The organism is Parabacteroides sp. AF14-59 (assembly GCF_003479515.1).
GTDB classification, from domain to species: Bacteria; Bacteroidota; Bacteroidia; order Bacteroidales; family Tannerellaceae; genus Parabacteroides; species Parabacteroides faecis.
Genome location: NZ_QUHH01000034.1, coordinates 1 through 13,872, shown reverse-complemented (window position 1 = coordinate 13,872; position 13,872 = coordinate 1). Strand labels below are relative to the sequence as shown.

Genomic DNA, 13,872 nt, shown 5'->3' with positions numbered 1-13,872 from the left:
GGATAAAGTGCTCAAAATGAACATAAAAAGAGAGTATGCCGGGATTTTTTGGCATACCCTCTTTTAGATTGTTCAATTTACCGTGCCGACTGCTTTATTCAATTTCCGGTCTGTCGCTGTTACCTCCGTTGTTTTTTACAACCGTTTCTCCTTTTTTCTCAAAGCCGGTGTCTTTGCGGGCTTTACGCAAGGTAGTACCCGGACTGAAGATGATTCTCGGAATTTTGATCATATTGGTTTGAAATTCATCTTCCGTGGCAGAACCGGTCGAACCTACCCCGTAGCGGAAATTTCCGAATTCGCCGAACTGTACCCGTCTTCCGGCAGCCAGGTGTTTTCTTATCAGGTAGTTCATACGGTCGATGACTCCTTTCACCTGGTTGGAGGGGATACCGGCTTCACTAATCTCACCCAATAACTCTTCAAACCCGACCAGATCGGAATAAACAGGTTGTGCATATAGCTTTACCGGAGTTTGATTTTTATCATTCCCTAAATTTTTGCGCTCAACTAAACGATACTTTACTGACATAATCTTACATTTTTTAGTGTTAATAGAATTAATTTGCTTGTTTTCGAAAACATTACAAATGTAACCCCTCTCCAAAACACCAAAACGGTTTATCAGGGAATAGATGGGAATAAGAAGGATTAAAGAGGAATAGCATCTATCGGTAACATCTCAATAACATGATTTATTCGTTATTCTCATATGAGTTGACTTTATTTTTATGATTCTCCAGGTAGTTGTCAATAAGAAAAGGTACATGGAAAGCAAAAGTGATGTTGGGATAAATCTGTTTGATTAAGTGGCCTATCCTGAGCGCTTCTTTACGAAAATTCTCATTATCGGTAGTTGTTGCTATCTCAGATATATTGTAACTTATAACATTTCCTGTACTATCACTTTCTAAAACAACATATACATATCCTTCAATCTTGTTTTCTAATTCATATTCAGGATATATCATATTCTCTTTTATAAAGTTACCGATTTTCTCAGAAGTCATTACAGGAGCCTTTCCCGGTTTAGTTGATACCTTTTTGGGGTTTTGGCTGTTTTTGTTTTTAACAGCAGTTTCCAGGGGGAGAATATTCGCTTGCGATGGACTGGGCACTTTGTAAATGTTGGAGTTTGTTAGTTCTGCATAACTGAAACAGTCTTCATCCAGACCTTTCATGAAAACGAATATTAGCCCGTTAGGTGCTATATTGAATACGGGATAAGTATTGGACGGTAATTTTATTTCATTGATTTTCTCAAACTGCGAATTTATGATAGTAAGAAATGTCTCTTTGTTATTAAATGCCGATTTGTCGTTACTTTTATCTGTATGTATGCGGTAATAAAGATTTCTATACTCGTCGTATTGCATATTATGAAAAAACAGCGAATGTAAATAGTGGTCAAATACCCTTTCCATATTGGCGTTTTTGTCTAAGCTTTCAGATAAATTGGGGGTATAATCACTTTTTATATTATATTCATAGGTCTGTTTATTCGTACGATCGTATATATATACATATGATGAGTTTGCAAAATTGTATATAATACTATCCCCTTTGCTTAATATCTGGGCAGTCGCTAATTTCCCATAATACTTATTTGTTACGGTAGAAGGAAAATACGCAGGAAGTAAATTCACAGTCTCTTTTTCTATATCTATTGTCGCAATACAGGATTTATCCTTTAGTGCCAACGGATCTGTTATATTGATGGGTATTATTAATTCATTGTATTTTTTATCGAATATGAGATTTTCAAAATTGGATAATGTAATACTTGTAGGGAAAAAAGAATATATGTTTTGATCGATAAGGTTGTTTAATTTGTCTTTGGATATTTTCCTGATGATTTCTCCCCGATGATTCATTAGTATATAGTTCGTTTCATTTTGAATGAAAATGGAATCACCGCAAACACAAAAGGCCTCTATGTTTGTTATTCCATTTGCCCCTTCACGGTCTATCTTTAATTGGTTAATGAGTTGTTTCGCCGATAGATCGAATATATCGATGCAATGTTGTAATTTATTGAAACAATAGAAGTTATTTCCATAGACTCTGTTTCTTTGTGTAGTATATGTTTGAAGACAACTGTCTCCGATCGACACCTTTACTGTATCGATCGAATAATCTTGATTGAAGGAAATTGTCTTGTGATCTTTACATGAAATGAAAGAAATGATTGCTATCAATACTATAGTCCAATTAAACAAATAAAGATCAGTTCTTCTTTTTTGGGGTATCATAAGGTAACTTTTCTGTATTTTACTAACATTATTACAGGATTTGAATCCTCTTGCAGTTCCGCTGCAATGTCTTTCAATTTCCCTTTCAATTGTCCTTTTGCATAAGCCTCAATAAGTTCATGGGGTTCCATTTTTTGCCAAAATGCGATTTCACTGTTAGTGGTTTCCTGCATTGTAAAATTCACAGGGCCTTTTTCAGGAAAATCATTATTGAGCATAGTATATTCAAATAATGAATTTTCTTTTTTGTCATATACCAACTGCGTTTTCGGGAATCCTTCGTTTCTTAACAAATTGGCTTCCATTGTTATTGTTTCCATGAAATGGTAGCGATCGGTAAAAATGCAGGGCAAGAGGAATACGGCAGGTTTCATGGATTGTATGGACGGTGTCCTTGCCATAAAAGGGGATAAACTATAATCTTGTGAGATTCTGAATATCGTATCGGAAGAAGGTTCCATAAGAAGCCAACCATCGTGATAAGGGATGATAGGATAAGGGCGAGGTGCAGCTCCTGTATTTCCTGCATGGTTGGTTATTCCCCATTCTATTTTCTTTTCAAAATAGATTCGAAAATCTTTGACAACATTTCCATTTTGTTTGGATATAAGCACAAATAGTTGATTATCTGTATCTTTACCTTTCTGGGCAGATGGTGATTCTCTGGCGATCAAAAAATCTGAGTTATAATTACTTGCATTAATCCATTTAACTTTGTCTCTATGGATGTTTCTTAAAAAATTTCCATATAAATCATATACTAATACGTTTCTGATAACTTCGTCAACATATATTTCGCCTTTATCCTCATCCAAGAAAACACTTAGGTTAAATATATATTCTTCAGAGCCTTGTCCCTTACGGTTGAACTTTCTCAAACCTTTGCCGTTTCTGTCAAAGATAAAAATGTCACCATCGTTGATGACGTTCTTCACTAATATAATTTCTTTGCCTATAGCTTGTACAACGCCTTGGCAAAGAAATTCGTCTGTAGACTCTAACGGAATATATTCTACATCCATAATATCCTGAAGAATTAACTCCTTCAGGGGGTATTTCTTACTGACATCAACCGTGATGAAAGTGTCCTGTGTAGCAACTGTGCTGGTGTTATTATTGGAGCTGTTCGATTTTTTATTACCTCCGCACCCTGTTGCTATTATCAGGAATATAGCTAAAATTACGTCAACTCTTTTCATCTAAATCTAACTGTTTGCTATATTAAAATCAGATCATCGGTGTAAATGTATTCATTATTTATACGTTTTGAAAATATTTCTTTAAAATAAATCAGACTTATTCTAGTTCATAAATCAACCGTAAAGTACTGTTTTCCATCTGGGAACCAATGATTCCCCGGTGCGGAAAATCTTTGTAACCGCCGCATAATGATATTTTTCTTTTCAGGATTGCTTTTTTCATTGTTTTAGATTTAATGAATGACTTTTAAAAAACGATTCCACCGAAATTTATCAGTATATGGATCGACCGATTTCCAAATAATCCAGGCTTTCCCTACAATATATTCTTCGGGCAGTAATCCCCAGTAACGTGAATCCATGTTGCCGAGAGGCATTTGTACGCCTTCCACATGAAAGAATCCGTTTCGGATGGATAAGGTATCTCCCGGTATTCCGACACACCGTTTGATGTAATATTTGAGTATATGCATTTCAATTTTATCCCAACTGTTTGGATGTGGAAAATTGAAAACCAGAATATCATTGCGTTTTATCCTTTTAAAACCGGGAATGCGATAAATTTCTGATTACCACCAATATATCCTCCCGTCTTTATAGGTGAAAATTCTTTCTGTAAAATACGGATCTGCCGGTTTGTCGGATTTTATGAGATACAATGCCTCGGATGGAATGTTCTTGAAAGTGATGTTTTCCCCATTGCCTTTGACTGTTTTTTCCTCTATCCACTTGTTGTCCCAATAATACAAAGTGTAGTTTGTCCGGTTATCCACCTGTATTCCCGACTTGGGAATAATTGATATGGCAGTTATTTCCGTTTCTTTGCCCAAATCGAATGTAAGTATCTTCTCTTTAGGGGTATCTTTATCGAAAGAACCCAGAAAGCCGGTTCCGGATAAACCATCTACGATTTTATAAAGTTCTTTTACTGAATCCTTCGAAACATTTGCGGTTACGCGGATATCCGGTATTTCTTCTGGTCGGTTCTCGTTTTTTTCATAAAACGTAATTTCACTGAGGGCAATGGTCTTTTGCGGCAAAGCCAAACAAATCTTCTGGTACTTTCTTGAGGTATCAAATGTGATATAATTGCAGTAGCTATCTATCGAATCTGTCAATGTACATAAAGTATCCTTCCGTTCTTCACTACCGGATATATAGCATCCGATCCAATGGGCACCGACAAGTGTGTGGGTGAGACCGGTACTTAAAGGAGTTATCGTGTTGACCGTGATCTCTTCTTTTTCATGTCGGTTGGGAGTAACCTGTTTGCATTTATCGTTTTTATCAAGAATAAAAGGTGGAGCGGCAGGTATGACTTCTCCGTTTTGGTAGAAAGCTGGTAAATACACGATGCCACGTCCCATATTTTTGAAAATGACTTTTTTCTTGTTTATTTTCCCCCATTGAACAGGATGCCAGGTCATTTTCAGGGCGTTGTAGACACATAAATAACAATAACAGGTATTCTCGGGAATGTTTTCCGACAAGTCTATCGTTACGTCAGACGTTTGGAAGTATTCGGTAGAGACATCTCGTATCCAAGGGTTTTTGAATAAATTAGGAATGTTGTTCGGCTTTTCGCTCTTGTCTGCCATCGGTCCGGTCAGATAGTATTCGTATGATTTTCGGAACACTTTCGGCAGCCTGAACTTCGATGCTTTCAGATCGATAAAATCACTGTTGCTGTACAGTTTGTCGTACTTCCATCTGTCTTCATCCCAGAACGGTTCGAAGGGATGAGTTTTTCCATCAACAATTAATGCGTTCCAGCTATGTCCTTCCGAGCGGTTTCCCCACATTGGTACAAAGTCAATGGCGACAGCCATTCCCAAAGCAGACATGAGGTGCGCGTTGAATTGGGTTTGCATATCGCATATTCCTCTTTTGATCTGTTCATATCCCGCGATATTGCATATCGGCATGGAAGCCGCATAACCGGCACTATTCATTATATCGCTATACAAAAAGTGCAACGAATCGGTTACCTCCCTGAAATCTTTTGACACATCGTCGAATATCCCATGATGGCGGTCATAAAAAGTCTTTCGGTTATTATCGAGACAGAATTTGTCACTGAATCGGTAGGGTAGGATATATTTGCAAAACTCCTCAAAAGGGGCGTTTTTTGTATAAACATTTTCTTTCCAAGCCTTGAATGCCAAATTTATTTCTTTGATCAACCAATCCGCTTTAACCGTTTGGGCATCTTGTATGTTGGGATACTTATATAAATTGATTTTCACTCTTTCTTCATTCCACAATTCATTGATCTCTTTCCTCCAGTCATTCGGTCGTTTCCAATCGTATTTTTGGGAAATGGCCACATGCTTTTGGTAAACCGGTTGTAAGAGAGGGATAATGGAAGGATCATATCCCGTGTGTCCGGTCATATTCATAATCAGGAAGCGGGCGGCAGCCTGTTTCAAAGAATCACCGGCATAATATGAGAGTACTTTCTCCAACTCTCCTCGGTTGTTCCCAGCAAACGCCAAGGCTTGTTCCAGGCGTAGGTCATCTGGAGAGGTACAGGCTGTCAGGAAAAAAGACAGGATGAGGATTGTTTGTAGAAATAGTGAGTATTTCATTTGATTATTATAAATTTAATTCATTTAAATCAATATAGTACACTTCATCCGTATCATGATTTTGTGTGTAAAGTCTATTCTATATTGAAGCAAATTTTTGTTATAAGAAATCTAACTTGTATGCCAATATTTGATCGTTTTCGTCTATACCATACAGGGTCTTATTTTTTTCATTGATACAGCAGTAGGATACATTGGCATTTAAACGAACTTTATATTTAAAATTTCCATCCCAATCATACACATTCAGTATGGTTTTTGCAGCTTCGTCTTTTCTTAATCCCCAAATCAAAGAGTCTGTGGCAAAAGCCTCGTAATGTATTTGATTTTTTTGTTCTATTGCTAAAAGAGAATTTAACCCATTGTCCGATAAACCTAATTTTGTTTTCTTCTTCGTGTTTAGATCGATAATAACAATGGCATCCATATAGGTATAAAACAAAGCTATTTTATCTTTGTGACAGGGGCGAATGGCCGGATAGGCACTGTAAATTAAACGATTCTCTAAAGATATATCTTTCAAATCGTTGATGTAAATTGTGTCATATACTTCGTTGGAATGGTAATTCCATTTTACATAGAAAGGGTTGGGATTCTCTTTTATGGTTTGAGACCGAATCGGGTCTTTGGTCAGTAGAAAAACAGAATCGCTTAATTCGAATACGGCATTGGATTCTTCAAATAGGGCTTTTGATTTGCCGGAAACAAAATTGACTTTTCGCTCAAATACTACCCTATTGTTTTGTACGGACTTATTAATATCCAGTAAACCCATAAAATTAGGAAAAGATTGTATCCAAATAAAAGAGTGGTTATTTTGTTGATAATACTGGTTGAAACGTGTGAATAAGACGATTTCGTCCGGTCCATTTCCTTTGCTTAAAATATTATCGGACAACTTGCGTCCTTCCAAATCGAAAATCCTTAAGATTTTACTTTCATGTCGTTGGACAAAAACTAAAAAGCTATCCAGTGAAACGATGCCGGTTGGATTTAACAGATCAATCGGTAATATTTGGGGCGATACCTCATATTCCGTCATCTCTTCTTTTACGTATTTTATATCGAAAGAATTACTTTGTTGCTTTTTACATCCCATCAATGCAAAGCAGAATAACAAACAAAATGCATATTTCATAATCGTTAATTTTCTCTATTGTTTCAATATCATCTAAAAAGTTATTATACCATAACTTCTTAGATGATAAAGGTTAATATGTGGTGTTATTAATCACAAATACCATTATTGGCACAAATGTTACCAGTATTAAATGTATTGGTAACATTTACCAACCAGTGTTATACCCCAAGCTGGTTTTTGTGAAGTAGCTGCACCACAGGGATATTTTACGGATTCGTCAGTTGAATATTGACTACATGTTAAATAGATATTACTATCATATCCACTAAAAGCAGTATAACAAGTTTTTTCTACTATAGGTCCCCATCCTTCTTCGTTAGCCAGTGCTTCCACATTGGCTAGTGCTAAATTTGACATTTCAATTTTATTTTCATTCTGCTGGTAGTTCCAGCTTGCTGTAATTGCGAGTGCAGCTATGAGTGTTGCGCCAAAGAATTTCTTGTTCATCTTATTTATAAATTTATTTCGTTATTTTTCATTGCAGGTAATTCTCTATCTTTGTCAACCTTATTCGGATTTAGATAGTCGAATGATATCTGTATCATTCTGTTTTGCCGGTTATATTACCATCATACACCTCCTTTTCGGGGTCTCCGGGAGTTTGCTTGTACAATTTTGCCGTCGTGCAGCAAACTCCCACTTGCTCGATCACCGAACATTCCCCTTAATTTTTACTTTGACAGTTTGATTGTTCATGCTGTTGTACCTGACTGTCACGACTTCATCGAAGAAACCTATATCCTTCGGTGTCATCTTGATTCTCACGCGGAGAGTTTCTCCGGATTTTGCAGGCCGTTTCTCATAAGTGGCTGCCGTGCATCCGCAGATGGTACTTACGTCCACGATTACGAGGGGATTGCTGTTTCAGATACCATATTTTTAATTATATGATCGGATTCTCGCTTTTCCCTTCGGTAGCGAGAATGTAGTTGTCTCTTCGTTACTGTCTATGTTACTTGAAAAAGTAGGATTTTCTCTAATGAAAGATAATATCTTCTGAGTCTAAATAATACACTTCGTCATTATTCAGATTTATTGTATATAATCGTTTTCTTACTGGATCTAGCCATACACGATAGAAAGAGCGATCAGTTGTAAGTTTATAAAGGAGTTTACCGTTCCAGTCAAATACATGTATCATATTAAACTTCGGAAGTTCAACGCCAAGATGGTTATCCCATGGTTTTCTCCCCCAATAAGTTGCATAAATATAGTTGTCATCTGCATGTACACAATTATAAAACACATCCATGGACTCCATATTCGTTTCCAAAAGAGAAAAATCAGGACTGTTTTTCATTCTGTATCCCGTAAGGTTTCCTGTAGGAATGTCTAAGATATTTATTTGCGGAAGATGTTTCATAACCTGGACAATCTTAGAGCCATCAGGTTTCACTGCATCCCATGTATAAAAAAAGAAGTTTACAGAATTTCTCTCGTTTACATTATTGTTTTGTACAGACTTTGTTTTGTAAATGGGATAATCCTGTATTAACTTGTTCGTGGAAATCGTACGTTTTTCATAATATGGAGTAGCAGCTTCGTTCGCGTTCAAATATTCAGCAGGTTTATAGGCAAAAAGTATATCATCTGATTGATAAAATTCGAAGAATATGCGATCATTGTTATATGGGACAATTGCATCATATACTGTCGTGCCTTTTTCTATAGATTGGCTGATATTCCATAAAAATAATTTACCTTCATTAGAGGCATAAAGTAAAGTCATTATATCATTTCCTTTTTTAAATAATTGCATTATACAACCGACGGATATTACCTCATTGTCGCCCCGCCCTTTGTTACAGAAGGTTCCAATTTCTTCCCCTGTATCCACATTGAAAATCTTAAAGAAATGATTTTGATAACTAGGACTCCAACAAATCAACAGTGAATCATATACAGCTATCATGCCGGTATTATTCCCTTTCAATGTGAGAATTTTACTCTTGACTACTTTTGTTGTTGTACTGTTTTCTTCAAAATATTGAATATCTCCATTAAAATATTTCTTGTCACAATTATTGGAATTACAACAAATAAATAGACTAAGAAATACAACCGAAATGATAATGTTAATTGTTCTCATATTAATATCTAATTGAAATTAAAGGGTGGAGGTGTGTCAAAACTCTGTTTCGTTATGGAGACTTACCCCTACTTGTTATTCCAAGCATTGATTATCAGTCTGAGATGCGATGATGAATCAAGTCCTGGATGACAGGGTAGTGAATTTAGACACGGCCCCATCCTCTAAATTGTGAAGCATTACTTATTCAAAACATTGAGCTTTGTCTTTAGAATAGTACCCCCATTTACGCTCTTTGCATTTACCTATATTGGGGTATTCTGCATCACATGGTATAAACTCATCATAAGTTGTAGTACCTGGATAGAAGCATATTTTTCCTGATGTATCTTCACCACTAGCCAATGCTTCCACATTAGCTAAAGTTAGGTCAGATAACTTAGTTTGTTTTTGATTCTGCTGGAAATTCCAGCTAGCAGTTATAGTGAGTGCTGCGATAATGGCTACACCAAGGATTTTATTTTTCATATTTTTGATATTATATTGAATTTTTATTCAGTTTCTGTTCTCTATCTTTGCCTACTTTTATTCAGCTCAGATGTTTGAATAATATTAGTATCCATTGGATACCACCATCATTCTGAATGTTGATTTTAAGTGATTTTAATATATCTCCTTTCTTTTATAGAAATACACTTCTCACGTGCAAAAGATTTAGAAAAGAGTATTTTTTTGTAATATTTTAATTGATCTGTTTTTATTTCTTAATAATAAACTATCGGCAACGGAGGTATTTAAGTCATTACATTCAATCAGATAAGCTCCGACTAGCGTTTTTCCATTGTATGGGTTACCATTCTTTTGCACTGAAAACGTATAGATAGCAATAACGTGTATTCTTTTGAAATAAATACCTGTCATTGAAATAGAACCACTTAGAGGTTTAGGATATGAAAAAGCAAACAGTTTCCCCGGTCTTGTCAGCACGGCAGCCAGCAGGCTGCATGTCGCCAGAAATAACATCGACAGATGAAACCAAAGAATTTTCCCTGTGACCACCCCGTTAGCCAGTCCTGTGTCTGTGGCAAAAACGGTGCACAGCAGAAAAATTCCGCTGATAACAAGTAATGAGTAACTTATATATTGTCTGTATTTCATAAATCAACCGTAAAATACAGTTTCCCCTCTTTATAAATAAAAACCTGTTCTTCCCGTCCTTTGGTCCGGTCGCGCAGCCATAACAACGCATTGTCCGGAACACGGTATTCCAGTTCCCAGCCGGTAGCGGTTTGAATCCCGAGCGATTTCCACCCGTTTACTCCGTCCTGATAGAAGAGCTCGTATTCATCTCCCGGCCAGACATAATTGTCATCGTTGCGTGGTGAGAAAACGACTTTTCCAATCGTTGTCGTTTTTCCCAGATCATATGTGATAAAACAAGAAGTATCTCTTGCCTGAAAATAGCTGAGTATATCTCCGTCTGTTATGTGATCCAATGCCTGTACAGGTTCTATGTCGTTCATTCGTTTTAATGGAATCTGTTCTTTGCATAAGGAATCCTTGAAAACAGAAAGTTCACTGAGTTCCATTCGTTTTCCCGATGGAGCAATATATTTTATGTATCTGTATTTCTTGTTAATATCCGGAGGTGTCAGTTTGTAATAATTGTAATCCAGTGTATCATTGAACTGATATACCAGATCCGGTTGGGTAAAAGAAAGATCTGTACTCACTTCTATTTTCGACCCGATAATGGCCCGATAAAGAAATTCGGCAATAGTTGGCATAAGCGACATTTTTCTTTTCAGTATAACTTTTTTCATGGAAATCGTATCCGGTTTTAGCAAATAAGCTGTTTCATTCTTATAAATAAACGGATAACCAGCCGCCCGGTGGTTTTGCCCGTCCGAGATCAAAGGCTGGTAAATAACATCCGGTTCCAGGTTGCGGAAAGTCACGCTTCCTTTGTGATTGAGTGCCATATCGACCGGAATCCAGCCGCCCGGACTGAAAACCCCCAGGTAAATAAACTCATCATAACCGGCCTGTACGGAAAGGTTTACTTCATTCTCTCCGAAATAATTAGCTGTCACATCCTTAATATAGCGGTCTCTGAACAGAGCAGGGACTTTTTCATCTCTTGTGATTCCGGTGAAAGGTTCTTCCTGCATACCGAAACAGTAACGATAGACTTTCCCTTTCTTTCTGCCGTCTGTCCCCGGATTCGTTCGGGAAGCTTCGAACTCATTGAAACCGAACTGTATAAACTTTCCGGTCGTATCGCGTAAGGTAGTCCAGAAATGGGGGTGCTGATATTCGGGTGAATAAACGAAATATTCACTTGCAACCGGAATGCCGCAGGCTCGCATGGCATAAAGCGTAACATCGCAAGCCTCCCGGCAGAAACCGACACGGTGATAGAATAAAAAGTCTGCACTCTGATGGGGGATACTAAAATCCGTATTCCATCGATAATAGACCCTTTTCAAATCTTTATCTACAGTTTTGCAGGCTTCTATCACATCGTCGCCCTGATAGGATGAATCGAGTATAGCTGTATAATGGTCATGATACAATTTCCGCCACGATGACAACGGCTCATCCCCGATACGGTAGGGGAGGATCAGTTCGCAGAAATCATCGAAACCCAGGTCCCGGTTCCATGGATACCTTTTCCACACATCGAAGGCCAGGTCGATATTTTCGATCAGGTAATCGGCTGTGATCACTTTGGCGTCATATACTTTCGGCAGTGAATAGAAAGAAACCCGTTGCCATTTTGCTATTACCTCTTTAGGAACGGTTTCTCCTTTTTCTTTTTGTATCAACACCGGCTTGATGGAATCTAGCTGCCAACCTTCATATCCATACCATCTGGGCATATTGCGAATCAGGAAACGGGCAGCTTCCAGTTTCTCCGTGTTATCTTTATAATGGTTCAAAACTGTCTCCAATTCTCCCCGGTTGTCTCCGGCAAAGGCAAGTGCTTGTTCCAGGCGTTTTTCTTCCGGCGAACTGCAGGCGATAAGAAAAACTGCTAATAGTATATTTATTCCTGTTATAAATGCTTTTTTCATTGTTTTAGATTTAATGAATGACTTTAAAAAAACGATTCCATCGAAATTTATCAGTATATGGATCCACTGATTTCCAAATAATCCAGGCTTTCCCTACAATATATTCTTCGGGCAATAATCCCCAGTAACGTGAATCCTGTGAGTTCATGCCTTTGTTGCCTGCTATAAAATAATAATATATATTTCATATGAATAGTGTTTATTTAAGTATGTGATTTTTATTTGAACTTTAATAGGCAAATTATTGGATTGTCATCTTCTTTTATTTTTTCAACGACAGGCTTTAATTCTGATGGATAACTGTTGTATGTTGTTAATATGCTGGATTGTATCATGAATACAAAATAGTTGTCATATGTGCCTTTGACTTGGCTAAGTCCATGTAAATTAGTATATCTTGCGAAATCAGAGCCTTTTAGTTTAAAAGATTCTCCATTTTTTTTATTATAAAAACCGATATATGCATTTAGACCTTGTGCATAATATACAACACAAATATAGTCATCTGTTTCTTTTATTGTTTGTGCAGATATATATTCTGTTTTGGATATTGTTCCATAATAATTTTTTTCAGCCTCCCTTTTTAACCATTCCATTGATGCGAATTTTTGTTTGCCAAAATCTAATTCATAAACTGGGGTTATTTTTTGAGGAGTTATTTTATAGATTGTTGGAATGAAAGGTAAATTAAGAAAACTATTTTGGTTGAATGTGTAAAAAAAAGATCCGGCAACCATTAAGTACTCAGGTTTAAAATCCGTAGGATATAATAAATTGATAGTGTTTAAATTAGAATCTGTTATTTTTACATAATGTGGATCCCTTTTACCTGAATCATAACAATTTTCTTTTGCCCAAGCTATATTTCCATCTGGCAACCAGCAGCAATTGGAAAAATAGAATGCTTTTAGACTATTTATATATTGATAATTATTCAAGTCGTAATATAAAAGTTTGCTTAGACCTACATCTGCAATAGTGATAATTTGTTTTTCTTTGTCAATATTGAAGTTTGAAGGTGCCACATATTCTCCAGGTCCATTTCCTAAATTGCCAATTTGGGTGATGAATTTACCGGATATATCAAATACTAATAATTTACTTCTTTTGTCATCAATAATATATATTTTGTTATCAACAATTTTTATTTCTCTGATTTCACTGAATAAGCAACTATCATTTGTTTCCAATGGAATGAACTTGTATGTAAGAGTGTTGAATATATTTGGATTAACATCTTCATTAAATACAAGTTTTTTAATATCATTTATTGGCTCTTGTTTAGAACATGAGCATAATAATATTATTGATAATGAGAGCACAATATATTTCATTGTCATAAGAATGAATTTGAGTTAATAAAATAAAAATGTGATATAATAAGGGTATTATTTAGAACAAATACTGCTGTCACTTGCAGATTATTTGAATAAACACAATATAGGATTATCCTCTTCTGATATTTTTTCTGCAATAATGCGAAGATTATTACGTCGTATTGTGTATTTTTTTAATATGCTAGGAGACAATGTCGCAATAAAATAATCATTGTAAACTCCTAATATTTCACTCATGGCACCATCTAT

11 protein-coding genes and 3 pseudogenes are annotated in these 13,872 nt (G+C 36.2%); all 14 read right to left on the bottom strand.

The genetic code is table 11. From position 1 onward, the window contains the following. Nucleotides 1–94 precede the first annotated feature (94 nt). Nucleotides 95–532, bottom strand: coding sequence for a DsbA family protein (locus DWW23_RS24275; RefSeq protein ID WP_122356978.1), 438 nt, complete (start codon nt 530–532; stop codon nt 95–97). Between the two features lie 163 nt (nt 533–695). Beyond that, entirely contained in the window at nt 696–2,252 is a 1,557-nt protein-coding gene (locus DWW23_RS24270; protein ID WP_122356976.1) for a DUF4221 family protein, read from the bottom strand. Then, nucleotides 2,249–3,451 carry a 6-bladed beta-propeller gene (locus DWW23_RS24265; RefSeq protein ID WP_122356974.1) on the bottom strand — a complete coding sequence of 401 codons (1,203 nt, stop codon included), beginning with the start codon at nt 3,449–3,451 and terminating at the stop codon, nt 2,249–2,251. Before DWW23_RS24265 ends, DWW23_RS24270 begins: the two co-directional genes overlap by 4 nt. Nucleotides 3,452–3,684: 233 nt before the next feature. After that, a pseudogene (locus DWW23_RS24260) lies at nt 3,685–4,020 on the bottom strand (S26 family signal peptidase); the annotation flags it as partial. Then, the gene (locus DWW23_RS24255) at nt 4,021–6,039 is read right to left on the bottom strand and encodes a discoidin domain-containing protein (RefSeq protein ID WP_199664174.1); all 2,019 of its coding nucleotides are present in this window, start codon (nt 6,037–6,039) and stop codon (nt 4,021–4,023) included. A gap of 100 nt (nt 6,040–6,139) precedes the next feature. Beyond that, on the bottom strand, nt 6,140–7,177 hold the full coding sequence (locus tag DWW23_RS24250; protein ID WP_122356972.1) for a hypothetical protein: 1,038 nt from the start codon (nt 7,175–7,177) through the stop codon (nt 6,140–6,142). Nucleotides 7,178–7,306: 129 nt separating this feature from the next. Further along, nucleotides 7,307–7,627, bottom strand: a complete 321-nt coding sequence (locus DWW23_RS24245; RefSeq protein WP_122356970.1) for an NVEALA domain-containing protein — start codon at nt 7,625–7,627, stop codon at nt 7,307–7,309. A 201-nt stretch (nt 7,628–7,828) separates the two neighbouring features. After that, nucleotides 7,829–8,038 (bottom strand): annotated as a pseudogene (locus DWW23_RS24240) (DUF1573 domain-containing protein); the annotation flags it as partial. Between the two features lie 118 nt (nt 8,039–8,156). Further along, complete coding sequence (locus DWW23_RS24235; protein WP_122356968.1) at nt 8,157–9,269, bottom strand: BF3164 family lipoprotein; 1,113 nt, start codon at nt 9,267–9,269, stop codon at nt 8,157–8,159. Between the two features lie 183 nt (nt 9,270–9,452). Then, on the bottom strand, nt 9,453–9,737 hold the full coding sequence (locus DWW23_RS24230; protein WP_122356966.1) for an NVEALA domain-containing protein: 285 nt from the start codon (nt 9,735–9,737) through the stop codon (nt 9,453–9,455). A 186-nt stretch (nt 9,738–9,923) separates the two neighbouring features. Continuing rightward, a complete protein-coding gene (locus DWW23_RS26845; RefSeq protein WP_233564443.1) occupies nt 9,924–10,367 on the bottom strand; it encodes a hypothetical protein in 444 nt (147 codons plus the stop codon). Next, nucleotides 10,364–12,286, bottom strand: a complete 1,923-nt coding sequence (locus DWW23_RS24220) for a discoidin domain-containing protein (protein ID WP_122356964.1) — start codon at nt 12,284–12,286, stop codon at nt 10,364–10,366. Before DWW23_RS24220 ends, DWW23_RS26845 begins: the two co-directional genes overlap by 4 nt. A gap of 10 nt (nt 12,287–12,296) precedes the next feature. Further along, nucleotides 12,297–12,461 (bottom strand): annotated as a pseudogene (locus tag DWW23_RS26840) (S26 family signal peptidase); the annotation flags it as partial. A 43-nt stretch (nt 12,462–12,504) separates the two neighbouring features. Next, nucleotides 12,505–13,626: a 6-bladed beta-propeller gene (locus DWW23_RS24210; protein ID WP_122356962.1), complete on the bottom strand. Its 1,122-nt coding sequence runs from the start codon at nt 13,624–13,626 to the stop codon at nt 12,505–12,507. Nucleotides 13,627–13,872 lie beyond the last annotated feature (246 nt).